This is a genomic window from Nocardioides albertanoniae, from assembly GCF_006716315.1.
Taxonomy (GTDB): Bacteria; Actinomycetota; Actinomycetes; order Propionibacteriales; family Nocardioidaceae; genus Nocardioides; species Nocardioides albertanoniae.
Genome location: NZ_VFOV01000001.1, coordinates 2,595,397 through 2,616,816, shown reverse-complemented (window position 1 = coordinate 2,616,816; position 21,420 = coordinate 2,595,397). Strand labels below are relative to the sequence as shown.

The window sequence follows — 21,420 nt, the reverse complement described above, 5'->3', positions numbered from 1 at the left end:
TCAGGCGTCGCGCAGCCGCACCGACAGACAGGTCACGCATCCTTCGAGCTTCTCGAACTCGGAGATGTCGACCGCGACGACGCGATAGCCGCGCTCCTCGATCAGGCGCCGCGAGCGCGGCGCCGAGGCAGCCATCAGCACCGTGCGGTCGTCGAGCACGACGACGTGGGAGCCCGGTTCCTCCGGAACGGGCAGGAACCGGGCTCCCCACACCTCCGGGTCGTCGACCAGCGGCTCGTGGCCGATCACCGTGCCGTCGGGCAGCGCGGTGACGGCCGACTTGAGGTGGAGCACCTTCGAGGTCGGCACGCCGACGACCTCTGCGCCCAGCGGGGCGAGCAGCTCTCGCAGCTGGGAAATGCCTGCGGCGTTGGTGCGGCCGCCCTCCCCCACCCACACCGTGTTGCCGTGCTTGAGCACGTCTCCGCCGTCGAGCGTGCCGGGCGCCTCGATGTGCGCGATCCGGTATCCCCGCGCACCCACGGCGGCCTCGGCCGCGAGGGTCTCCGGCCGCCGCTCGGGCGCTCCCGGACGGCTGATCACGGCCAGCGGCCCGAAGACCACCATCGTGTCCTCGACGAAGACCGAGTCGGGGCAGTCGTCGGCGGGATCGACCTCGTGGGTCGTCCAGCCGGCGGAGCGCATCGCCTCGACGTACGCCTCCCACTGGGCGGCCGCGAGATCGACGTCGACGTGCTTGCGCTCGAGATGGGTCAGGAGACCCTCGGCGAGGCGGGGCGAGGGGCGGCGTACGAGAGCGTGCATGGGCCGAACCTACTGGCCCGCGATCCAGAAGCGGAGCTCCGTGCCGAGCTGTTCGTCGGGCACGCCGCCGTTCTTCTCGATCACCCGGCGCGAGGGGTCGTTGGACGGCTCGCAGGTGAGCAGGGCTCGGGAGACGCCGTGCTCGCGGGCCTTCTCGAGACCGAGCTCGAGCATGCGCGTGGCGTGGCCCTGACGCCGCCAGGGCGCGACGACGTGATAGCCGATGTGGCCGCCGTCGACGTGCAGCTCGGGGGTCAGCGTGTGGCGCACCACGAGGGTGCCGAGGTAGTGCTCGGCGGAGACATACCAGTAGACCGTCGCCGTCACTCCCCACAGCTCCTTGTCGTGGTCGCGGGCGGCGACGAAGGCATCGAAGTCGTCGCTGGCCGGCCCGAGCCATTCGGTGGCGGCGCCGCGCAGCAGGCAGTCGGCCTGCTCGCCGGTGAGATAAGACGTGCGTACGGCGGTGGTCGGTCGGATCAGGCGGGGCGGTTCGCTCAGGGTGATCATCGCGGGTCAGGCAACCACATGGCGTGCCGGGACGCACCAGGTTTAACCGCGGGCCGCGGCTAGATTGGGGTCATGAGCGAAGGCGCGGCACAGCACCAGCACGGGCACGGACACCAGATGAGCGAGGACGAGGCGCGAAGGATGTTCGAGCCGGAAGCGTGGGAGGAGCGCTATGCCGGCGAGGCGAAGATGTGGAGCGGAAACCCTAACCCTCAGCTAGTGGCTGAGGCCTCTGGGATGGTGCCTGGCACCGCGCTCGACGTCGGTTGCGGCGAAGGTGGCGACGTCGTCTGGCTCGCTCAGCAGGGCTGGACCGTCACCGGCGCCGACTTCTCCGCGACCGGCCTCGAGAGCGCTCGACGCCATGCGGAGGACGCCGGGGTGGCCGAGCGTACGACCTGGTGGCAGGTCGACGCCCGCACGTTCGACGCCGAGGGGCGTCAGTTCGATCTGGTCACGAGCCACTTCTTGCACACGCCCGACGGGAGCATGGTCGACGTCGCGGGCCGCCTGGCCACCGCGGTCGCCCCGGGCGGTCACCTCCTGATCGTCGGGCATGCCCCCTCGGAGGTCTTCACCCAGCTGAGCCAGAGTCACCGCAACGCGATGTTCCTCGCCGAGGAGCTGCTCCCCGGCCTACCCGAAGGGTTCGAGGCGCTCGTCGTCGAGCAGCGCCCTCGCTCGACCGTTCGCGACGGCGTCCAGGTCGACATCGACGACTCGACCCTGCTCGCCCGCCGGCTGCGCTGATCGACAGACCGGCGCCCCGGGCGAATGAAAGTTCTTTCGCCCGAGCCGCGGCATCAGGTCCGGACCATCCGGCGCTCGGTGCCGACCGGATCGGTCTTCGTATGGCCATCGAACCGGAAGCCCTGGCGCGCGTAGAACGCTGTCGCTCGCTCGTTGCCGTCGAGCACCCAGAGGTATGCCGCGGCTCTTCCGATCGCGGCCTCGAGAAGTGCGTAGCCGAGCCCGGCTCCGTACGTCTCCGCGCGCACGTAGAGCGCCGAGAGCTCCAGCGGCGGTAGCTCCGAGTCATCGTCGCGGGCCGGCCCGGCGCTCGCGAACCCGATGAGGCGACCCGGCTGATCTGCCTCGAGCACCGTGTTCGAGATCGGACCGGTCTCGATGTTCGTACGCCACCGCTCGATCCTCGTCCGCCGCTGGGCACGGCGCTCCACGAAGATCCTGTCCGGCATCAGGCCCGCGTACGCCTCCTCCCACACATCCAGATGGAGGTCGGTCAACGCTTCGGCGTCATCGGGAACAGCAGCCCTGATCAACATCCGTCGAGGATAGAGAAGCGCTCAGTCCAGGCACCACTCGTTTCCCTCGGGGTCGTGCATGACGATGAAGCCGTGGCTCATCGGCGGCTCGGGCTCGAACCGTTGGACCCGGGTGGCGCCGAGAGCCACGGCGCGATCGCACTCCGCCTCCAGCGCCGCCATCCGCTCCTCCCCTGTCAGGCCGGGAGCCGCCCGGACGTCGAGATGGACCTTGTTCTTCGCCGTCTTGGGTTCGGGCACGCGCTGGAAGAAGACGCGCGGCCCGACTCCGACGGGATCCTCGATCGCCGAGGCGTCGTTGCGCTTCTCGGGAGGCACTCCGGCCTTCTCGAGAAAGATCTCCCACGCGTCCAACGGCTCGGTGCCCTCGGGCACCTCGATGCCTGGCGGCGCCGGGTGTACGTAGCCGAGCACGTCACGCCAGAACGTGGAGAGCGCGCGTGGGTCGCGGGCGTCGAAGGTGACCTGGATCGTTCTCGTCTCGAGTGCCATGGAACGAGCCTGGCACCGAATCAGGACGGTCGGCGTCCTCTATCGCACGTGCTGGCCGCGCGGCTCGAGGTCGAGCCCGCGGCGCTCGACCATCCGCACCGAGATCATCGGCACCACGATCGCGGCCGCGACGACGTGGGTCAGGCACAGCACGGCGACGAAGGTGAGGTCGAACTCGAAGACGGGCAGCACCACCGGGACCAGAGACAGCCCGGTGAGCACGATGGTGGTGATCTGGAAGCTCGAGCGGGGAAGGGTCGTGACCCGGATCATCACCTCCGCGATGATCACGCCGACCAGCGAGCAGTAGACGGTGAACATCGGGAACGCCGAGATCGGCACGTCACCGGCGCTGCTCGCGAAGTCGACGCCCGCGGTCTTCGCGACCACGGCGACGACGGTGGTGGCCACCGCGGCGATCGCGGTGGCCACCAGGCCACGAGGCCACACCGGCTCGGGGCGCTCCTCGGCGGTGACCTGCTCCACGGCGGCGGGGGCCGGCCGGCGGGTCCACGAGGTGTAGGTGGACGCGGGCACCTGCCTGTGCTGGGGAACGTGGAGGGACATGTGGGGGTTTCCTTCTGACGTTGATGCGGCAACCAATCCACACTAGGTTGCCGATCCGCGCCGCTCCGCATCCAGATGCCCGCAAACCCACGTGATCCCCACCACCATGGGTCGTTCAGCCGCCCACGTACGCCGCCAGGTGCTCGCCGGTCAGCGTCGACTTCTTCGCGACCAGCTCCGCCGGGGTGCCTTCGAAGACCACCTGGCCACCGTCGTGACCGGCCCCGGGGCCGAGGTCGATGATCCAGTCGGCGTGAGCCATCACCGCCTGGTGGTGCTCGATGACGATGACCGACTTGCCGGCGTCGACCAGCTTGTCGAGCAGCGCGAGCAGGTTGTCGACGTCGGCGAGGTGCAAGCCGGTGGTCGGCTCGTCGAGGACGTACGTCCCGCCCTTCTCCCCCAGGTGCATGGCCAGCTTGATGCGCTGCCGCTCTCCGCCGGAGAGGGTGTTGAGCGGCTGACCGAGCTTGAGGTAGCCGAGGCCGACGTCGGCCATCCGGCCGAGGATCTTGGCGGCGGCGGGCACCTTCGAGTCGCCCTCGGAGAAGAACTCGTGCGCCTTGGCCACCGAGAGGTCGAGCACCTCGGCGATGTTGAGGCCACCGAGAAGATACTCGAGCACGAGCGCCTGGAACCGCTTGCCGCCGCAGTCCTCGCAGGGCGAGGAGACGGTCTCCATGAAGCCGAGCTCGGTGTAGATCATCCCGTTGCCCTTGCAGGTCGGGCAGGCGCCCTCGGAGTTGGCCGAGAAGAGCGCCGGCTTGACCCCGTTGGCCTTCGCGAACGCCTTGCGGATCGGCTCGAGGAGCCCGGTGTAGGTCGCCGGGTTGCTGCGCCGCGACCCCTTGATCGCGCTCTGGTCGACGAACTCGACGTCGTGCCCGTCGGCTCCGAGCGAGCCATGGATCAGCGACGACTTGCCGGACCCGGCGACACCGGTGACCACGGTCAGCACACCCAGGGGCACGTCGACATCGACGTCTCGGAGGTTGTGGGAGCTCGCGCCCTGGATCTTCAGGTGGTCGCTCGGTGTGCGCACCGACTCCTTCAGCGCGGCACGGTGACCCAGATGGCGACCGGTGAGCGTGTCGGCCTTGGCAAGCTCGCCGAAGGTGCCCTCGAAGCAGATCGTGCCGCCGTCGCTGCCGGCGGCCGGACCGAGGTCGACGACGTGGTCGGCGATCGCGATCGTCTCCGGCTTGTGCTCGACGACCAGCACCGTGTTGCCCTTGTCGCGCAGGTCGAGCAGCAGCTTGTTCATCCGCTCGATGTCGTGCGGGTGCAGCCCGACGGTCGGCTCGTCGAAGACATAGGTGACGTCGGTCAGTGCGGAGCCGAGGTGTCGCACCATCTTCGTACGCTGCGCCTCACCGCCGCTCAGGGTGCCGGACGGCCGGTCGAGGGAGAGATAGCCGAGGCCGATCTCGGTCATCTTGTCGCACAGGTGCAGCAGCGAGCCGATCAGCGGTGCGACGCCCGGCTCCTCGATCTTCCGCAGCCAGGTGGCGAGGTCGGTGATCTGCATCGCCGCGACCTCGCCGATGTCGAGGCCGTCGATCTTCGAGGAGCGCGCCGACTCGTTGAGCCTGGTGCCGCCGCAGGTCTCGCAAGGGGCGAACGCGGCCGCACGTTCCACGAACGCCTTGATGTGCGGCTGGAGCTGCTCGGGGTCCTTGCTGAACATCGCCTCGCGCAGCTTCGGGAGGAGACCCTGGTAGGTCATGTTCATCCCGAGCGCCTTGATCTTCGTCTTCTCCTTGTGGAGGAAGTCGTGGCGCTCGGTCTCGGTGTAGTCCTTGATCGGCTTGTCGCCGTCGAGCAGCCCGCTCTCGGAGAAGCCCTTGACCATCCAGCCGTCGGCCTTGTAGCCGGGCACCAGGATCGCGCCGTCTCGCAGCGACTTCGACTCGTCGACGATGGCGCGCAGGTTCAGGTCGGAGACGACACCGCGACCCTCGCAGGCCGGGCACATCCCACCCAGGTAGATCTCCTGCTTGATGACGTTCTTCTTGCCCGACTCGGTGACCGAGACGCCGCCGACCTTCGTGGTCGGGATGTTGAAGGAGAACGCGGTCGGTCCACCGATGTGGGGAGCGCCCAGACGCGAGAAGAGCTGTCGCAGCATCGCGTGACCATCGGTCACCGTGCCCAGGGTGGAGCGCGGGTTCGCACCGAGCCGCTCCTGGTCGACGAGGATGGCCGTCGTCAGGCCTTCGATCACGTCGACCTCGGGTCGGGGCAGGTTCGGCATGAACCCCTGGAGGAACGTGGAGTAGGTCTCGTCGATCAGGCGTCGTGACTCGGCGGCGATCGTGCCGAAGACCAGCGATGACTTTCCCGAACCGGAGACGCCGGTGAACACGGAGAGCCGACGCTTGGGGATCTCGACCGAGACGTCCTTGAGGTTGTTCTGCCGGGCCCCTTGGACGCGGATCAGGTCATGGGTGTCAGCACTGTGCTCGCTCATGGCATGAAGGCTAGATCGTGACCCCGTGGATGCGCCTGCGGATTCGTCATGTCCCACCGGTCTCACCGCGCCGAGAGACGGATCAGCGGGTAGACCCGGTCGGACTTGGCCTGATACTTCGCGATCTGCGGCGAGGCCTTCGCCACGACCTGCCAGACCCGTTCACGCTCCTCACCCTCGAGGCGCTCGGGGGTGGCGGCGATCGGCTCCTCCCCCGGAAGCTCGTACGCAGCCTCCGCAGCATTCGCGAACAGGTTGGCGTGCCAGTCGGGGTGATGGCTGCCGCCGCCCGAGGCGACCACGACCCGGCTGCCCGACCCGTCGTCGAACCACGCCAGCGGCGTCTCCCGCTGCTGACCGCTGCGGCGTCCGACGGTGTGCAGCACCAGGACGTCCATGCCCCAGAAGGTGCCCTTCCCGTCACGAACCTTGCGGATCAGCCGCGCGTTCGCGCGGTGCTGCATCCAGCGGGACAGTCTCCCGGGCGTACCGGGCTTCTTCTTCGTCTCTGTTGTCATCGATCTTCTCCTGGTCGCGGACGTCCGCCGGCGGCATGAATCCGACGCGGCACATGGCTCGGCTACTTGACCTGCTGCATGCGGACGGTGTTGCCGGCCGGGTCGCGGAAGGCGCAGTCGCGCTGGCCCCAGTCCTGGTCGGTGGGCTCCTGCATCACCTCGGCCCCGCTCGCCTCGAGCGATCCCTGGATCTGCGCGAAGGTGGCGTCGACGTCCGGTGTGGCGAGCATGATCGAGGCGAAGGTGCCCTTCGCCATCATCTCGAGCACGACCTTGCCCTCCTCGTCGCTGACGCCGGGGTCGGCGTTCGGCGGGTAGAGCACGATGTTGGAGTCGGGCCGGTCGGCGGGGCCGAGGGTGAGCCAGCGCATGTTCTCGTAGCCGACGTCCTTGCGGAGCTCGAAGCCGAGCGTGTCGCGGTAGAAGGCCAGCGAGGCCTCGGGGTCGGTGTGCGGAAGGAAGGTGACGTGAATGCTGATGTCCATGACCCTCACGTTAGGCAGGGTCGGGGGCCGTCGCTTCTCGATTCCTGATCGACGTCCGTCGGATCGGTCTGGTGACCTGTTTGGAGACGCACGGCGGGAGCCCGGCCTCACCGGCGATCGCCCCCTGGCGATAGCGGCTCGGTGACATCCCGACGAGCTCGGTGAACCGGGTCGAGAACGTGCCCAGCGAGGAGAACCCGACCTCGAAGCAGATATCGGTGACGCTGAGGTCGCCACGTCGAAGCAGCGTCATCGCCCGCTCCACGCGACGGGTCATCAGATAGGAGTACGGCGGCTCGCCGTAGGCCTTCTTGAACTCCCGGCTCAGGTGTCCGGCCGACATGTGCGCCCCGCGCGCGAGCGCCTCCACGTCGAGCGGCTGGGCGTACTCACGATCGATGCGGTCCTTGACCTGCCGCAGCAGCTTGAGATCACGCAGCCGTTGCTCCTGGCCCTGCTTCTCACCGGGCCCACCGCCGGCTTGCGTCGTCACCTGGTGATCATCCCATTTCGATGAATCTGCCGCGTGTCGACGAAGAAGTGTCGAAATCGTGCGCGCAGACTCGTTGAGTAGGTGAAGGCACGACACGGACAGGAGAACGTCATGTGGGACACAGCTCAGCACCCCGAGAACACGGCAGCACGCACCATCACGATGTCGCACTTCCTGCAGTGCCAGCGGTGTGGCCACGAGGTGCACACCTACCTCGCCTGCAGCGACACCTGCGCCTGCGCACCGGTCGTGATGCCGGGCAGCGTCCCGCTCGCCGCCTAGGTCGTCGGGAAGGTCGCCGGGTCCCTTAGACCTTCAGGCCGGACTCGATCGCGAAGACGACCAGCTGAGCACGGTCGCGAGCATGCAGCTTCACCATCGCCCGCGAGACGTGGGTGCGTACGGTGTCGGGGCTGACCACGAGCTCGGCGGCGATCTCGGTGTTGGAGCGTCCGGTCGCGACCCAGGCGACCATCTCCCGCTCGCGTTCGGTGAGGTCGCCCAGCCGTGGGTGCGGGTTGGCCGCCCGTCGTGAGGACCCAAACTCCTCGATGACCCGCTTGGTCACGGTCGGCGCCAGCAGCGAGCCGCCCTCCGCGACGACCCGGATCGCGTCGAGCAGCGCGGTCGGCTCGGCGTCCTTGAGCAGGAACCCGCTCGCCCCCAGCCGGAGAGCCTCGAAGACGTACTCGTCGAGCTCGAAGGTCGTCAACATCACCACGCGTACGTCGGCCAGGGCGGCGTCGCGAGTGACCTGCTCGAGCATGCCGAGCCCGTCGAGGACCGGCATCCGGATGTCGCACAGCACCACGTCGGGGCGCGTGCGCCGCAGCATCGGCAGCGCGGCGCTGCCGTCGGAGGCCTCGCCGACGATGTCCAGGTCGGGCTCGGCGCCGATCATCGTGGCCAGGCCCATGCGCACCAGCGGCTGGTCGTCGACGAGGGCGACGCTGATCGGCCGACCGGCCCCGCCTGCGGTCGAGGGGTGGGTTGCGCTCATGCCGGCTCCTGTGGTGTTCCTGTCGAGGATCCTGCCAACGGGATCGAGGCCCGCAGCCGGAAGCCTCGCGGCCTCGGGCTCGCCTCCAGCGTGCCGCCGAGCGCTTCGACGCGCGACCTCATTCCCGCGAGCCCCATACCGGCGCCGTCTCCCGTGGACGACCCGCGGCCGTCGTCGCCCACGGTGACGACGAGATCGGCGCCGGACACCTGCACGACCACCTCGGCGCGTGTCGCCTCGGCATGTCGGAGCACGTTGGTGAGGCCCTCCTGGATGACGGCATAGACGGCCCGTTCGGCGTCCGGCGTCACCTCTGGAGCGTCGATGCGCAGCGAGACCTCGAGCCCGCCGGTGCGCACCCGCTCGACCAGAGCGCGTACGTCCGCTAGGCCGTGCTCGGGTGCGCGCGGCCCGGCGGTCGTGGCGGCGTCGGTCATCCGGGCCAGCTGGCGGCGCAACAGGTCGAGAGACTCCTTGCTCTCCGCACGGATCGCCTCCAGGTTGCGCCGAGCGGCCTCCGGGTCGCGGTCGAGCACGTGGAGCGCGGCACCCGCCTGCATCGCGATCACCGCCAGCCCGTGCCCGACGCCGTCGTGCAGGTCTGCCGCCATGCGCACCCGCTCCTCGCTCACCACCCGGCGCTGCCGCTGGGCGCGCGCCTCGTTGCGGGAGCGGAGCGCGCTGGCGACCGCGCCGCAGGCGGCGATCAGCGCCACCTGGCCGAAGGCCTGCCACACGGTGAGGTCGCCCGCCGGGCCGGCGCCCGGCCCCCACGGCCCCGGACCACCGCCGAGATGTGGTCCGTTGGGACGCAGCATGACCCCGGCCGCGACCAGGGCGGCACCCGCGGCGGCCCAGACGATCCAGAGACGCGTGCGCAGCGAGAGCCCGACCGCGAACGTGACCGCGGGCACCGCGATGAAGATCGGCCCCTCGGCGTAGCCGGCCACGAAGTAGGTCGCGGCGAACGCCGCGGAGGCGGCAGGCATCCAGGCAGGCGGGCGCTGGAGCACGACCGGCAGCACCGCGAGGAGAGCCAGCAGAGCTCCGAGCACGGCGGGCCCGCGCGTGTCGGCCTGGCTGTTGCTGCCCAGAGAGCCGACCACCTCCGCCACGACGACCAGCCACGGCAGCCAGTGACGACGGATGCGGGACATGGAGATGACCTTAGTTCGCGCGCTCGCCCGAGGCGTACGACATCGGTGGCCAACGGCCTACGCAGATCTGCGTAACCCGGAGCAGCATCCACGCCGACGCCGACCACGGTCCTCCCGGGAGAGCGTGGGTGACATGAATGAACTCGTGGTTGAGACCGACGGGCTGACCAAGCGGTACGGCGACAGGCTTGCCGTCGACCGGGTCAGCATGACCGTCATGCGCGGCGAGGTGTACGGCTTCCTCGGCCCCAACGGGGCGGGCAAGACCACCACCTTGCGGATGATGCTCGGCCTGATCCGGCCCACCGCCGGATCGGCCAGCGTCCTGGGTCTGCCCGCCGGGCGGCCCGAGGTCACCGAGAGGATCGGCGCCCTGATCGAGGGCCCCGGCTTCTATCCCTACCTGAACGGCCGCGACAACCTGCGCACGATGGCGCGCTACCAGGGGCTGCCCGCTACCGAGGTCGACCGGGTGCTCGAGATGGTCGACCTGACCGACCGGGCCAAGGACGCCCTCAAGGGCTACTCGCTCGGCATGAAGCAGCGCCTCGGCGTCGCCGCCGCGATGCTCGGGTCGCCCGACCTGCTCGTGCTCGACGAACCCACCAACGGGCTCGACCCGGCCGGCATGGCCGACATGCGGTCGTTGGTCGTCTCGCTGGCGGCCGCGGGCCAGACGGTCATCCTCTCGAGCCACATCCTCGCCGAGGTGCAGGAGATCTGTGACCGCGTCGGGGTGATCAACGACGGTCGCCTGCTGCGGGAGTCCACCGTGGCCGAGCTGCGAGGCGGGGCGACCCTGCGCGTGCGGGCCACGCCCGAGGACGCCGCCCTGGCGGCCCTCATGCGGATCGCCGGCGACGAAGGCGTACGCCGCATCGGCAACGAGACGCTCGAGGTCGACCTGCCCGCCACCGATGCCCCAGAGATCGTGCGTCATCTGGTGGCCCACTCGATCGATGTCCACGAGGTCACCGTCGCGGAGCGTTCCCTGGAGGACGTGTTCTTCGAGATGACCGGCACCACCACTCCGGGAGAGGAGCTCGTGTCATGAACGCCCTGAAAGCATTGGCGAACAGCACCGCAGCCGAGCTGCTGCGGGTGCGCAAGTGGTCGGCAGTCTGGGTGATCGTCGGCGCCTGGCTGGCGCTGTCGCTCTCCTTCGGCTACGCCTTCAACTACGTCGCCTACAAGACCGGCGACGACAACTTCGCCGGCGACGGCGCCTCGAAGGCCCAGCTGCTCGGCGAGCTGATGCCGGCCTCGATCCCCGACGTCATCGTGAGCGGCCTGCCGATGTTCGGCGGTGCTCTGGCGATGGTGGTCGGCGCTCTGGTCGCCGGGAACGGCTTCGGCTGGGGCACCTGGAAGACGGTCTTCACCCAGGGGCCGAGCAGGTTCGCCTCGGTCGGCGGCTCGCTGGTCGCGGTGACCGTGTTCATCTTCGCGATGATGGCGGCGACCCTGGCGTTGTGTGCCGGTGTCTCGATCCTGATCGCGGTGACCGAGGGCGAGGCCATCACGATGCCGGGGCTGGTCGAGCTGGCGCAGTCGTTCGGTGCCGGCTTCCTGGTGCTGGAGATGTGGGCCCTGATCGGCGTGCTGGTCGGCGTGCTCGCCAAGGGCCCGGCGCTCGCCGTCGGCCTGGGGCTGGTGTGGTCGCTGGTGGTGGAGAACCTGCTGCGCGGCGTCGGCAACCTGCTCTCCGGCATCGAGGCAGTGACCAACGCGCTTCCCGGCACCGCCGGCGGGTCGCTGGCCGGTGCGATCATCGGCGGGCCGAACGGCACCCCGGGCGTGCTCGATGCGATCTCCGGCGAGCGGGCGCTGCTCACCGTCGCGGCGTACGTCGTCGTGGCAGCCGCTGGGGCAGTCGTGGTCATGCGGCGACGGGACCTTGCCTGATCGGGCCTGACCTCGAACAACACCGCACTAACACACGCCGGGACGGGTTCGTGACTCGTCTCGGCGTGTGGCGCATCATGCGAGTGTGACGCGGGTTAAGTCTACTGTTTTTATGGACAACAACCACGCTGTCCACTCTCACCGTTGAGACTCACCCGTCTAGAAGAGGTTCCCTCTCGTGTCGACCAACACGCCTGAGCCCACCCCGCTCATCGAGGCTCCCAAGTCCAAGCTCCCGCTGATCATCGGGATCGTCGTGGCCGCCGCCGTCGTCATCGGCGGCCTGGCCTTCTTCCTGACCCGCGACGACAGTGCCGGCGGCGGCGACCTGAAGAAGGTCACCCTCGGCGTCGTCGGCGCCGACGACCCCTACTGGAAGACCTACCAGAAGGCGGCCCGCGAGGAGGGCATCGACCTGGAGGTCAAGAACTTCGGCGACTACAACCAGCCCAACCCGGCGGTGTCGGAGGGCGAGCTCGACCTCAACCAGTTCCAGCACATCATCTTCCTGGCCGACTACAACGTGCAGAACGACGATGACCTCATCGCCCTCGGATCCACGGCGACCTACCCGCTGGGGCTCTACTCCTCCAAGCACAAGAGCCTCGACGAGATCGGGGCCGGCGACACCGTGATCGTCCCCGACGACGAGACCAACCAGGCTCGCGGCCTGGTCCTGCTGCAGAAGGAGGGGCTGATCAAGCTCACCGACGGCGGCACGCCGTTCAGCACCGTCAAGCAGGTCGACCCCTCATCGAAGGTCGAGGTCAAGGCCGTCCAGGCCTCGATCACCGCCTCCTCGCTCCCCGACGTCGACGCGGCGATCATCAACAACGACTTCGTCGAGGACGCCGGACTCAAGTTCGAGGACGCGCTCGCGACCGACGACCCCTCGGACCCGAAGGCACTCCCCTACGTCAACATCTTCGCCGCCCGTGCCGACGACGCCGACAACGCGACGTACAAGAAGCTCGTCAAGATCTTCCAGAGCGACAAGGACGTCCAGAGGGGTGTCGACGAGGCCTCCGGCAACACCGCCGAGCTGGTCAAGATCCCGGTCGAGGACCTGCAGAAGTCGCTCGAGGACACCGAGAAGCAGGTCCGCGATGCGCGATAGCTCCCTCACCCGGCTCGAGGAGCGTCAGTGACGCAGGAGGCCACCGTTGCGGAGCCGCTCGTGCGGCTCCGCAACGTCACCAAGACATATCCCGCGGCGCGCGGACGCGACACGGTCCACGCGGTCGACGACGTCGACCTCGACGTGGCCGCCGGCGACGTCCAGGCGATCGTCGGCTACTCCGGCGCCGGCAAGTCCACCCTGGTACGCCTCCTCAACGGTCTCGAGCCAGCCACCTCGGGCTCGATCCAGGTCGGCGGCACCGAGCTGGTCGGCCTGAGTGAGCGCAAGCTGCGCGAGATCCGTCGAGACATCGGGATGATCTTCCAGCAGTTCAACCTCTTCGAGTCACGCACGGTCTGGGGCAACCTCGCCTATCCGCTGCAGGTCGCCGGTGTCGGCAAGGCCGAGCAGCAGCGCCGCATCTCCGAGCTGCTCCACTTCGTCGGCCTGCCCGACAAGGCCCACACCTACCCGCGCAACCTCTCCGGCGGGCAGAAGCAGCGGGTCGGCATCGCGCGGGCGTTGACCACGAAACCCTCGCTGCTGCTGGCCGACGAGGCCACCAGCGCGCTCGACCCGGAGACCACCCACGAGGTGCTGCGCCTCCTGAAGCGGGTCAACGAGGAGTTCGGCACCACCATCGTGGCGATCACCCATGAGATGGAGGTCGTGCGCGAGCTCGCCGACCACGTCGCGGTGATGGAGAACGGCCGGGTCGTCGAGTCCGGAGCCGTCTACGACGTCTTCTCGGCTCCTCGCAAGGCCGTCACCAGGCGCTTCGTCGGCACCGTCGTCGACGACGAGCCCGACGCCGAAGCGCTCGCCGCGCTCCGGTCGCGCCATCCGGGGCGGTTCGTGAAGCTCGAGCTGCGCGAGGGCGGTCCACGCCAGACCGACATCTTCGCCGTGCTGCACCAGCGCGGGGTCGCCTTCGAGCTCGTCTTCGGCGGCATCGAGGAGATCCAGGGCGCCACCTTCGGCAATCTCACCCTGGCGCTCGACGGCCCCGCGGCAGAGGTCACCGATGCCGTACGCGAGCTGGCCGCCCTCGTCACCACCAAGGAGCTGTGATGCTGACCGCTCTCCACACCGACACCCGCCTCGGCGAGCTGTGGCCGGACATCTGGCAGGCCACCGGCGAGACGCTGCTCATGGTCGCGCTCACCATCGCCATCGGCGGCCTCCTCGGGCTCGTCCTCGGCCTGGGCCTCTACCTGACCCGCAGGGGCGGTCTGTATCAGAACGTCGCCGTCTCGGCCGTGCTCAACCTGCTCGTCAACTTCTTCCGGCCGATCCCGTTCATCATCTTCATCGCCGCCGTCCAGCCGGCCGCCCGCCTGGTCGTCGGCACCGGCATCGGCACACCGGCCGTGGTGTTCTCGCTGATCCTGGCCTCGATGTTCGGCATCGCCCGGATCGTCGAGCAGAACCTCGTGACCGTACCGCCGGGCGTGGTCGAGGCGGCCCGAGCGATGGGAGCCTCGCGGGCTCGCATCGCGGCGACGGTGGTCGTGCCGGAGGCCTTGGCCCCGATCATCCTGGGTTACACCTTCGCCTTCGTCGCGGTGGTCGACATGTCGGCCGTCGCCGGCCTGATCTCCGGTGGCGGGCTGGGCAGCTTCGCTCAGACCTTCGGCTACCGTCAGTACGACCCGACGGTGACCTGGGTGTGCGTGGTCATCCTGGTCGCTCTGGTGCAGGTCGTCCAGCTGCTCGGCAACACGCTCTCGGCGAGGATCCTGCGCCGCTAGCTGTGATGCCCAGGCACGTTGGTCGAGTTCCTGTGACGACACGGTCTGAGGTGTAGATGGACGAAGGCCTCCCCGGTGTGGAGTGGAGCTGTCTAGGAACCAGTTCCGCCACCAGGAGAGGCCTTCGTGTCCCACGCTACCCATGCCAACGCTGCCCTGACCCCTCGCGCCCGGCTCAGGCTTGCGCGTCTCGTCGTTGAACACGGCTGGCCGCCGGCCCGCGCTGCTGAGCGTTATGACGTCTCGTGGCGTACCGCGAAGAAGTGGGCCGAGCGTTACCGCTACGAAGGTCCGGCTGGGATGCTCGACCGGTCCTCAGCGCCGCACCATCAACCCAACCTGACCCCGGCTCCGGTCGTGCGCAAGATCGTGCATCTGCGGTGGAAACAACGCCTCGGGCCGGTCCAGATCGCCGACAGGCTCAACATGGCTTCCTCGACCGTGCACGCCGTGCTCGTGCGGTGTCGGATCAACCGTCTCGCCCACATCGACCGGGCCACCGGTGAGCCGATCCGCCGCTACGAACACGACAAGCCCGGCGACCTGATCCACGTCGACGTCAAGAAGCTCGGCAAGATCCCCGACGGCGGCGGCTGGCGCTACCTCGGCAAACAGCAGGGCGACAAGAACCGCTCCACAACAGCCAAACGCACCGGTGGACCCAAGAACAAACACCGTCAACCACTGATCGGAACCTGCTACCTACACACCGTGATCGACGACCACTCCCGCGTGGCCTACGTCGAAGCCCACGACGACGAGACCAGCCAAACCGCTGTCGCGGTCCTCAAGAACGCGGTCGCCTGGTTCGCCGCCCGCGGCGTCACCGTCCAGCGTGTCATCAGCGACAACGGCAGCTGCTACAAGTCCCACCTATGGCGCGAAACCTGCGCAGATCTAGGCATCACGCCGAAGAAGACCAGGCCCTACCGGCCACAGACCAACGGGAAGATCGAACGCTTCCACCGCACCCTGGCCGAGGGATGGGCATTCAAGAAGTTCTACAACTCCGAATCCGCCCGACTCGCCGCCCTGCCAGGATGGGTCCACCAGTACAACCACCACCGGCCCCACTCAGCAATCGGGAAAGCCGCACCCATCACCAGATTGAACAACCTGGCTGGGCATCACAGCTAGCCCGGCCCTCAGGCGCGAGCGATGATCTCGCCGTGGAGCACGGAGAACCAGCCGTCCTCCGCATCGGCCCACGACCGCCACCCGTCCGCGACCCGGGCGAGGTCGGCGGTCGTGGCATCTCCGGAGTCGACCAGCTGGCGAGCGATCGCCGAGTCGGTGAACCGGTCGGCCCAGAGCCCGCCCCACCAGGCCCGGTCGTGGGCGTCGGCAAAGCACCACGTGCTCGAGGTCGACTCGACCTCGGTGAAGCCGGCCGCGCGCGCCCAGGAGTGCAGCCGCCGACCGGCATCGGGCTCGCCACCGTTGGCTCGAGCCGTCTGCTGATAGAGCCGCAGCCACTCGGTGAGCTCGGCCGACTCCGGCCACCAGACGAAGCCGGCGTAGTCGCTCTCCCGGACGGCCACGACGCCGCCAGGCTTCGTCACCCGCCGCATCTCGCGCAGCGCCTGCACCGGGTCTGCCACGTGCTGGAGCACCTGATGGGCGTGGACGACGTCGTACGCATCGTCGTCGATGCTCAGCGCATGCACGTCCTCGACCCGGAAATCGATGTTGGTGACTCCCCTGCTCCGGGCGGCCTCGCGGGAGAGGTCGAGCTCGGTCTCGCCGATCTCGGTGGCGGTCACCGATGCGACCCGGTCGGCCAGGTCGAGCGTGATCGTGCCCGGACCGGCACCCACGTCGAGGAGTCGCTGCTCAGTGTTCAGGTGTGGCAGCAGGTAGGCAGCGGAGTTCTCCGCCGTGCGCCACCTGTGCGAGCGCAGCACCGACTCGTGGTGTCCGTGGGTGTAGGTCTCCATGTGCCGAGACTAGAGCGGCTCCGCGGCACCGGCCGCGGATGTTGTCATGCGGACAGGCTCATACCTACCGGCTCATACGGACAGGTGTGGCAGGCGAGCGTCGGCGCAGCCGAGCCGACGGCGGCCCCAGATGACGCCACCGACGAGCGCCCCGAGCAGCAGCGTGTTGAGGGCGATCACGACGCCGGTCTGGAACGGGGCGGCGCCGCCGCCCGGGCGGGCGTGCTCGGGGTCGACCTGCCTGTTGTCGAGCACGACCTGTGCGTGCTCGGAGGACCCGGGTGCCTCGGCAGACGCGGGCGTGGCCAACGCGGAGGAGGCGAAGACGACGGCGACCATCCCGGCGAGCAGAATTCGCAACGTACGACTCATCATGCTCACGAGCGTGCGCGCCGGCGCCGACAGCAGCGCGACGCGCGCCGTCCCTGACGGCAACATCCGGGTGAACACTCGGATGGCCCCGGACCTGCGAGAACGCGCCGAGACGACCGGGTCAGGCGCGGGCGGGACTGGTGCTGGTGTCGAAGAACCAGACGGTGGAGTCGGTGCAGACGATGCGGTCGAGCTTGCCCACGGCGACCTGTGAACGAGGGGTCTTGCCGGAGGCCATCACGACGTCGTAGGCGTCGCTGGTGCGCAGCACCGACCACGGCTCGGCCTCGGTGCCCTCACCGGTGCTGATGATGCTGTCGAGCGCGGCCTGGGCCAAGGTGGCCTCGCGCTGGGCCTGCTCGAAGTTGCCGAGGCCTCGCTGGGCGTCGGAGAGCGCCGCGTGGGCCGAGGGGCTGAAGATCGCGCCGGGCATCAGCCCGTGCACAGCGCTGACCGCTGCCGCATAGTCACCGGCGGCCATCGGGGGTCCGACCAGCTCGGTGATCTCGAGGTCGGGACGGAAGTTGGGAGCCTCCAGGATCGCCTCACGCAGGGCACGCAGTGACTCCGGGCCCGGGTCGTGAAGATAGACGTCAAGCAGCTCGGCGTACGTTGCCAACAGAGTCCCCTTTGAGTAGCGGTCGACTGCACGCTAACCAATTGCGAGGGCGTGCGCGGCGATTAACCTCGATTATGCGCTCTTTTGTGCCCGAGAGGCGAAGATCCTACCGCCAGCCGAGGCCGGGTGCCACGTGGGTCAGGATGCTCTCCAGAACGTGGGCGTTGTAGTCGACGCCGAGCTGGTTCGGAACAGTCAGCAGCAACGTGTCGGCGGCCTGGATCGCCTCGTCCCCGGCCAGCTCGTCGATGAGCACGTCGGGCTCGGCAGCGTAGGAGCGACCGAAGATCGCCCGGGTCTGCTCGTCGATGTTGCCGATCTGGTCGCTGGCCTGCCGGTCGAGGCCGAAGTAGCGCCGGTCCTCGTCGTTGACGAGCGCGAAGATCGACCGGGAGACGGAGACACGCGGCTCGCGCTCGTGGCCGGCCTCCTTCCACGCCTCTCGGTAGGCCTCGATCTGCTCGCGCTGCTGCACGTGGAACGGCTTTCCGTTCTCGTCGTTCTTCAGGGTCGAGCTCTGCAGATGCATCCCCAGGCCGGCGGCCCAGCGGGCGGTCGCGAGCGAGCTCGATCCCCACCAGATCCGATCACGCAGGGTTGCGGAGTAGGGCTCGACCCGGAGCTTGCCCGGCGGGTTGGGGAACATCGGACGGGGATTGGGCTCGGCGAACTGCGAGCCCTCGATGATCTTGAGGTAGGTCTCGGTGTGAGCGCGCGCCATGTCGGCATCGGTGGCGCCCTCCCCCGGCTCGTAGCCGAAGTAGCGCCATCCCTCGATCACCTGCTCGGGTGAGCCCCGGCTGATCCCGAGCTGTAGCCGTTCCCCGGCGATGAGGTCGGCCGCGCCGGAGTCCTCGGCCATGTAGAGAGGGTTCTCGTAGCGCATGTCGATCACGCCGGTGCCGATCTCGATCCTGGAGGTGCGCGCACCGATCGCGGCCAGCAGCGGGAACGGCGAGGCGTACTGCCGGGCGAAGTGGTGGACCCGGAAGTAGGCGCCGTCGGCACCGAGCTCCTCCGCCGCGACCGCGAGGTCGATCCCCTGGGTCAGCGCGTCGCCGGCCGTGCGGGTCTGCGAGTAGGGCGACGGCGTCCAGTGGCCGAACGACAAGAATCCGATCTTCTTCACGGCTGCTCCAACGTCTCGCACGGGCTCGGGATTCCTGAGCCGCTGATTCTGCAGCGAGGAACTGTGGCCGGGGTCACAGGGCCCCTCCGGACAAGTGGCGCGGGTGGACGTTCTGCCCTCCATTCGGCACGACGTCGTCAAGGCGCGGTATCCGTCGAAAGTCGGGTGCCCGAATATGCCTGGCAGGAGCCCGTTATGAGTTTATCTATCGGTCGACCGAATAAACATATCGGTCGACTGACCAGGGAAAACATTGTCTCGGCGTGTTGTCCAGGCCCTTCCGAAGACGAGGATTATCGTGTTACATATCAGGCAGATTCCTGATAAACACCGATCACCATCTCTGGGGGATGATTCAATAATGTGGGACACCGTTGAGGTGCAGAGCTTCACGCTTTCTCACGACATGCCGTGCCGCGACTGCGGGCACGCACGTCACCGCTTCTTTCCGTGTGACGTGAGCTGCGACTGTCGCGCCCACGAGGTCGCGGAGCTTCTGGAGGTCGCAGGGGCCCGCTGACTCGACACTCGGCGCCGACCGTCCCGGCGTCCAGACGAGGGTGACCACCGCATCGCGGTGGTCACCCTCGCTTTTGCCCCAGCCCTTTTGTTCCAGCCTTCTCGCGGTGCCGGAAGCAGATCGTCCGCAACCAGGCAGATGATCGCTCCATGGACATCGTTCTCGTACCCGGCCTCTGGCTGGACGCATCCTCGTGGGACCTCGTCGTCCCCCACCTGACCGACGCCGGCCACAGTGTTCGGGCGCTCACCCTGCCGGGCCTGGAGTCGGCCGAGGCAGACCGGTCGGCGGTGCACGTCGCCGATCAGGTCGCGGCGGTCGTAGCCGCCATCGACGAGGCGTCGGGCCCGGTGACGCTCGTCGGGCACTCGATGGGCTGCGCGGTGGCCGGTGCCGCCGTCGATGCCCGCGTCGACGCAGTCGCGAACGTGATCTATGTCGGCGGCTGGCCCGCCGAGCCGGGCATGATCCCTGCCAAGAACTTCCCGACCGACGGTGCCGACCTGCCGCCGGTGCCGTGGGAGGAGTTCGACGAGGCAGACGTACGCGACCTCGACCGCGTCACCTTCGAGGCACTGCTGCGCCCCTCCCCTGCCAGCCTCACCAGCGAGCCGTTCGAGCTCGACGACGAGCGGCGCTATGACGTGCCGACGCTGCTCGTCTGTCCCGAATACACCGCCGCCGATCTGCAGGGGTGGGTCGCCGACGACGCCGAGCCGGTCGCCGCGATCCCGCGACACACCAACCTCAGCTACGTCGACCTGCCCACCGGCCACTGGCCGCAGCTGACCAAGCCCGCCGAGCTCGCGGCCATCATCGATCGGAGCACCGGCAGGTAGCCCGCGCGTCGGGTAGCGTCAAGGGCATGCGAACTCCGCTCGCTGCCCTGGCTTCTCTCGCGGCCGCGGCCGCTCTTCTCGGCGGCTGCGGCGCGGAGCCGTCCGCTGACTCCGATGCCGGCAGCTCGCCGTCGGGCTCAGCGAGCGGGACGAGCTCTGCGGCTCCGGCGAAGCCCTCGGCCTCCGCATCCGCTCAGGCGCTCGATGACGCCTCGGTGCCGCTGGCCGAGCGCCTGAGCGTCGCGATGAAGACCGTCGCCGACGGCACCCCAGGATCCACCGAGGTGCGCGAGGCGGCGCTGTTCGAGCAGACCTCCGCTCGCGATCTCGCCAAGGCCCCGAGGTCGGAGGCGGATCAGGTGTGCAGCGAGCTGAGCGCGGCGGACCGCACCCAGCTCGATGCCGACCTCGACGCGGCGCGCGAGCTATCGGCGATGACCGACCCGCAGCCGAAGCTCCCCGACTGGCGGATCCTGACGCCGCCGAAGCCGGACGCGCTGCGTCCGCTCTACCGCAAGGCGCAGCAGGAGACCGGCACGCCGTGGCAATATCTCGCCGCCGTCCACCTGGTCGAGACCCGGATGGGTCGCATCCGCGGCACGAGCACCGCCGGCGCCCAGGGCCCGATGCAGTTCCTGCCCTCGACGTTCGCGCAGTACGGAGCCGGCGGAGACATCAACGATCCCGCCGACGCGATCATGGCGGCCGGGCGGATGCTCGCGAGCAACGGCGCCCCCGGCGACATGAGCTCCGCGCTGTGGTCCTACAACCACTCCGACCGCTACGTCGCAGCGGTCAGCGCCTACGCCGAGCAGATGAAGCGGTCGGCCGCTGCGTACGACCTCTACTGGCACTGGCAGGTGCTCTACCGCCACCAGGACGGCACCATGCTGCTTCCGGAGGGTTACCCCGGCAAGAAGGCCGTACGCATCTCCGACTGAGGCTGGGTGCGATCGACGGTCAGACCGTCATCGAGGAGTGCGGCCGCTCGACGGCGTACTGGACGAGGCTGACGTCCTCGCCGCGGTAGGAGTCGGTGCCGTGGCGTCCGGTCTCGATGAACCCGGTCGCGCAGAAGAGCTTCTTGGCGCGGGCGTTGGTGTCGTGAGCCTCAGCCCAGATGCGGTTGAGGTCGAGCACGGAGAAGCCGTAGGTGAGGGCGGTCTTGATGGCCCGCTGGCCGAGACCCTGCCCCCAGCGCGAGCTCGGGCCGATCGCGATCCCCAGCTCGCGGGTGTCGGGGGCCAGGCCATGGAGATCGGCGTAGCCGACGACCTCCTCGTCGAGCTCGACCGCCAACCGGATGAGCTCGGGCGGCGGCGCTTCGATCAGACGGCGCCAATGACGCAGGTGACCCTCGCGATCGCGCTCCGGCCAGCCGGTGGCTGCGCGGAACTCGTCATCGAGTGCCCAGTCGGCGTAGACGTATTCGTCGCCCGCTGACAGCGGGCGCAGGCGCATGGTGTCGGTGCGGGGCATCGTTCA

The 21,420-nt window shown here is 68.8% G+C and carries 26 protein-coding genes; 10 read left to right on the top strand and 16 right to left on the bottom strand.

The genetic code is table 11. The annotated features are described in order from the left end of the window. Together ddaH and FB381_RS12500 are read right to left on the bottom strand one after the other, a co-directional pair. Positions 1–765 (bottom strand): dimethylargininase, encoded by a 765-nt coding sequence (gene ddaH / locus FB381_RS12505; protein ID WP_141780588.1) that lies wholly within the window; start codon positions 763–765, stop codon positions 1–3. Positions 766–774: 9 nt separating this feature from the next. After that, entirely contained in the window at positions 775–1,275 is a 501-nt protein-coding gene (locus FB381_RS12500) for a GNAT family N-acetyltransferase (RefSeq protein WP_141780587.1), read from the bottom strand. 72 nt (positions 1,276–1,347) lie between these two features. Between FB381_RS12500 and FB381_RS12495 the strand changes: the two genes are divergently transcribed. Continuing rightward, positions 1,348–2,025, top strand: a complete 678-nt coding sequence (locus FB381_RS12495; protein WP_246088082.1) for a class I SAM-dependent methyltransferase — start codon at positions 1,348–1,350, stop codon at positions 2,023–2,025. Positions 2,026–2,078: 53 nt separating this feature from the next. Here FB381_RS12495 and FB381_RS12490 read toward each other — a convergent pair whose 3' ends face one another. From FB381_RS12490 to FB381_RS12460, 7 genes are all read right to left on the bottom strand, one after another. Further along, positions 2,079–2,561: a GNAT family N-acetyltransferase gene (locus FB381_RS12490; RefSeq protein WP_141780586.1), complete on the bottom strand. Its 483-nt coding sequence runs from the start codon at positions 2,559–2,561 to the stop codon at positions 2,079–2,081. Positions 2,562–2,582: 21 nt separating this feature from the next. After that, positions 2,583–3,053 carry a VOC family protein gene (locus tag FB381_RS12485; RefSeq protein ID WP_141780585.1) on the bottom strand — a complete coding sequence of 157 codons (471 nt, stop codon included), beginning with the start codon at positions 3,051–3,053 and terminating at the stop codon, positions 2,583–2,585. A 39-nt stretch (positions 3,054–3,092) separates the two neighbouring features. Beyond that, the gene (locus FB381_RS12480) at positions 3,093–3,620 is read right to left on the bottom strand and encodes a DUF6069 family protein (RefSeq protein ID WP_211352407.1); all 528 of its coding nucleotides are present in this window, start codon (positions 3,618–3,620) and stop codon (positions 3,093–3,095) included. Between the two features lie 115 nt (positions 3,621–3,735). Continuing rightward, positions 3,736–6,090 carry an ATP-binding cassette domain-containing protein gene (locus FB381_RS12475; protein WP_141780584.1) on the bottom strand — a complete coding sequence of 785 codons (2,355 nt, stop codon included), beginning with the start codon at positions 6,088–6,090 and terminating at the stop codon, positions 3,736–3,738. Between the two features lie 62 nt (positions 6,091–6,152). After that, positions 6,153–6,608: a nitroreductase family deazaflavin-dependent oxidoreductase gene (locus tag FB381_RS12470; RefSeq protein WP_141780583.1), complete on the bottom strand. Its 456-nt coding sequence runs from the start codon at positions 6,606–6,608 to the stop codon at positions 6,153–6,155. Between the two features lie 62 nt (positions 6,609–6,670). After that, positions 6,671–7,093 carry a VOC family protein gene (locus FB381_RS12465; RefSeq protein WP_141780582.1) on the bottom strand — a complete coding sequence of 141 codons (423 nt, stop codon included), beginning with the start codon at positions 7,091–7,093 and terminating at the stop codon, positions 6,671–6,673. Between the two features lie 10 nt (positions 7,094–7,103). Then, on the bottom strand, positions 7,104–7,586 hold the full coding sequence (locus FB381_RS12460; protein WP_246088081.1) for a helix-turn-helix transcriptional regulator: 483 nt from the start codon (positions 7,584–7,586) through the stop codon (positions 7,104–7,106). A 111-nt stretch (positions 7,587–7,697) separates the two neighbouring features. Between FB381_RS12460 and FB381_RS23895 the strand changes: the two genes are divergently transcribed. Beyond that, positions 7,698–7,868, top strand: a complete 171-nt coding sequence (locus tag FB381_RS23895) for a hypothetical protein (protein WP_170225142.1) — start codon at positions 7,698–7,700, stop codon at positions 7,866–7,868. A 25-nt stretch (positions 7,869–7,893) separates the two neighbouring features. On the opposite strand, the gene FB381_RS12455 is transcribed toward FB381_RS23895, so the two are convergent. Both FB381_RS12455 and FB381_RS12450 read right to left on the bottom strand, forming a co-directional pair. Then, a complete protein-coding gene (locus FB381_RS12455; protein ID WP_141780581.1) occupies positions 7,894–8,586 on the bottom strand; it encodes a response regulator in 693 nt (230 codons plus the stop codon). After that, positions 8,583–9,743: a sensor histidine kinase gene (locus FB381_RS12450; RefSeq protein WP_141780580.1), complete on the bottom strand. Its 1,161-nt coding sequence runs from the start codon at positions 9,741–9,743 to the stop codon at positions 8,583–8,585. The genes FB381_RS12455 and FB381_RS12450 overlap by 4 nt, the downstream gene beginning before the upstream one ends. Positions 9,744–9,876: 133 nt before the next feature. Between FB381_RS12450 and FB381_RS12445 the strand changes: the two genes are divergently transcribed. The 6 genes from FB381_RS12445 (at position 9,877) to FB381_RS12420 (ending at position 15,656) form a co-directional block, all read left to right on the top strand. Beyond that, a complete protein-coding gene (locus FB381_RS12445; RefSeq protein WP_141780579.1) occupies positions 9,877–10,797 on the top strand; it encodes an ABC transporter ATP-binding protein in 921 nt (306 codons plus the stop codon). Beyond that, positions 10,794–11,648 carry an ABC transporter permease gene (locus FB381_RS12440; RefSeq protein WP_141780578.1) on the top strand — a complete coding sequence of 285 codons (855 nt, stop codon included), beginning with the start codon at positions 10,794–10,796 and terminating at the stop codon, positions 11,646–11,648. The genes FB381_RS12445 and FB381_RS12440 overlap by 4 nt, the downstream gene beginning before the upstream one ends. Positions 11,649–11,826: 178 nt before the next feature. After that, positions 11,827–12,765, top strand: a complete 939-nt coding sequence (locus FB381_RS12435; RefSeq protein WP_141780577.1) for a MetQ/NlpA family ABC transporter substrate-binding protein — start codon at positions 11,827–11,829, stop codon at positions 12,763–12,765. A gap of 27 nt (positions 12,766–12,792) precedes the next feature. Next, positions 12,793–13,839 (top strand): methionine ABC transporter ATP-binding protein, encoded by a 1,047-nt coding sequence (locus FB381_RS12430; RefSeq protein ID WP_141780576.1) that lies wholly within the window; start codon positions 12,793–12,795, stop codon positions 13,837–13,839. Continuing rightward, positions 13,839–14,519, top strand: coding sequence for a methionine ABC transporter permease (locus FB381_RS12425; protein ID WP_141780575.1), 681 nt, complete (start codon positions 13,839–13,841; stop codon positions 14,517–14,519). Before FB381_RS12430 ends, FB381_RS12425 begins: the two co-directional genes overlap by 1 nt. Before the next feature lie 126 nt (positions 14,520–14,645). Continuing rightward, a complete protein-coding gene (locus FB381_RS12420) occupies positions 14,646–15,656 on the top strand; it encodes an IS481 family transposase (protein WP_141778934.1) in 1,011 nt (336 codons plus the stop codon). A gap of 8 nt (positions 15,657–15,664) precedes the next feature. Here FB381_RS12420 and FB381_RS12415 read toward each other — a convergent pair whose 3' ends face one another. The 4 genes from FB381_RS12415 to FB381_RS12400 form a co-directional block, all read right to left on the bottom strand. Next, positions 15,665–16,456, bottom strand: a complete 792-nt coding sequence (locus tag FB381_RS12415) for a class I SAM-dependent methyltransferase (RefSeq protein WP_141780574.1) — start codon at positions 16,454–16,456, stop codon at positions 15,665–15,667. A 72-nt stretch (positions 16,457–16,528) separates the two neighbouring features. Then, positions 16,529–16,894, bottom strand: a complete 366-nt coding sequence (locus FB381_RS12410) for a hypothetical protein (RefSeq protein WP_141780573.1) — start codon at positions 16,892–16,894, stop codon at positions 16,529–16,531. 55 nt (positions 16,895–16,949) lie between these two features. After that, on the bottom strand, positions 16,950–17,447 hold the full coding sequence (locus tag FB381_RS12405; RefSeq protein ID WP_141780572.1) for a DUF4919 domain-containing protein: 498 nt from the start codon (positions 17,445–17,447) through the stop codon (positions 16,950–16,952). 106 nt (positions 17,448–17,553) lie between these two features. After that, positions 17,554–18,576 carry an LLM class flavin-dependent oxidoreductase gene (locus tag FB381_RS12400; protein WP_141780571.1) on the bottom strand — a complete coding sequence of 341 codons (1,023 nt, stop codon included), beginning with the start codon at positions 18,574–18,576 and terminating at the stop codon, positions 17,554–17,556. Positions 18,577–19,245: 669 nt separating this feature from the next. On the opposite strand from FB381_RS12400, the gene FB381_RS12395 reads away from it, so the two are divergent. Continuing rightward, the gene (locus FB381_RS12395; protein WP_141780570.1) at positions 19,246–19,935 is read left to right on the top strand and encodes an alpha/beta fold hydrolase; all 690 of its coding nucleotides are present in this window, start codon (positions 19,246–19,248) and stop codon (positions 19,933–19,935) included. Positions 19,936–19,961: 26 nt separating this feature from the next. Continuing rightward, positions 19,962–20,876 carry a lytic transglycosylase domain-containing protein gene (locus FB381_RS12390; RefSeq protein ID WP_141780569.1) on the top strand — a complete coding sequence of 305 codons (915 nt, stop codon included), beginning with the start codon at positions 19,962–19,964 and terminating at the stop codon, positions 20,874–20,876. A 19-nt stretch (positions 20,877–20,895) separates the two neighbouring features. On the opposite strand, the gene FB381_RS12385 is transcribed toward FB381_RS12390, so the two are convergent. After that, positions 20,896–21,414 (bottom strand): GNAT family N-acetyltransferase, encoded by a 519-nt coding sequence (locus FB381_RS12385; RefSeq protein ID WP_141780568.1) that lies wholly within the window; start codon positions 21,412–21,414, stop codon positions 20,896–20,898. Positions 21,415–21,420: the final 6 nt, after the last annotated feature.

Excerpts from the sequence above, each read along its gene's own strand:
- ddaH (WP_141780588.1), bottom strand. The coding sequence starts at position 765 with ATGCACGCTCTCGTACGCCGCCCCTCGCCCCGCCTCGCCGAGGGTCTC.
- FB381_RS12500 (WP_141780587.1), bottom strand. The coding sequence starts at position 1,275 with ATGATCACCCTGAGCGAACCGCCCCGCCTGATCCGACCGACCACCGCC.
- FB381_RS12495 (WP_246088082.1), top strand. The coding sequence starts at position 1,348 with ATGAGCGAAGGCGCGGCACAGCACCAGCACGGGCACGGACACCAGATG.
- FB381_RS12490 (WP_141780586.1), bottom strand. The coding sequence starts at position 2,561 with ATGTTGATCAGGGCTGCTGTTCCCGATGACGCCGAAGCGTTGACCGAC.
- FB381_RS12485 (WP_141780585.1), bottom strand. The coding sequence starts at position 3,053 with ATGGCACTCGAGACGAGAACGATCCAGGTCACCTTCGACGCCCGCGAC.
- FB381_RS12480 (WP_211352407.1), bottom strand. The coding sequence starts at position 3,620 with ATGTCCCTCCACGTTCCCCAGCACAGGCAGGTGCCCGCGTCCACCTAC.
- FB381_RS12475 (WP_141780584.1), bottom strand. The coding sequence starts at position 6,090 with ATGAGCGAGCACAGTGCTGACACCCATGACCTGATCCGCGTCCAAGGG.
- FB381_RS12470 (WP_141780583.1), bottom strand. The coding sequence starts at position 6,608 with ATGACAACAGAGACGAAGAAGAAGCCCGGTACGCCCGGGAGACTGTCC.
- FB381_RS12465 (WP_141780582.1), bottom strand. The coding sequence starts at position 7,093 with ATGGACATCAGCATTCACGTCACCTTCCTTCCGCACACCGACCCCGAG.
- FB381_RS23895 (WP_170225142.1), top strand. The coding sequence starts at position 7,698 with ATGTGGGACACAGCTCAGCACCCCGAGAACACGGCAGCACGCACCATC.
- FB381_RS12455 (WP_141780581.1), bottom strand. The coding sequence starts at position 8,586 with ATGAGCGCAACCCACCCCTCGACCGCAGGCGGGGCCGGTCGGCCGATC.
- FB381_RS12450 (WP_141780580.1), bottom strand. The coding sequence starts at position 9,743 with ATGTCCCGCATCCGTCGTCACTGGCTGCCGTGGCTGGTCGTCGTGGCG.
- FB381_RS12445 (WP_141780579.1), top strand. The coding sequence starts at position 9,877 with ATGAATGAACTCGTGGTTGAGACCGACGGGCTGACCAAGCGGTACGGC.
- FB381_RS12440 (WP_141780578.1), top strand. The coding sequence starts at position 10,794 with ATGAACGCCCTGAAAGCATTGGCGAACAGCACCGCAGCCGAGCTGCTG.
- FB381_RS12425 (WP_141780575.1), top strand. The coding sequence starts at position 13,839 with ATGCTGACCGCTCTCCACACCGACACCCGCCTCGGCGAGCTGTGGCCG.
- FB381_RS12415 (WP_141780574.1), bottom strand. The coding sequence starts at position 16,456 with ATGGAGACCTACACCCACGGACACCACGAGTCGGTGCTGCGCTCGCAC.
- FB381_RS12410 (WP_141780573.1), bottom strand. The coding sequence starts at position 16,894 with ATGTTGCCGTCAGGGACGGCGCGCGTCGCGCTGCTGTCGGCGCCGGCG.
- FB381_RS12395 (WP_141780570.1), top strand. The coding sequence starts at position 19,246 with ATGGACATCGTTCTCGTACCCGGCCTCTGGCTGGACGCATCCTCGTGG.
- FB381_RS12390 (WP_141780569.1), top strand. The coding sequence starts at position 19,962 with ATGCGAACTCCGCTCGCTGCCCTGGCTTCTCTCGCGGCCGCGGCCGCT.
- FB381_RS12385 (WP_141780568.1), bottom strand. The coding sequence starts at position 21,414 with ATGCCCCGCACCGACACCATGCGCCTGCGCCCGCTGTCAGCGGGCGAC.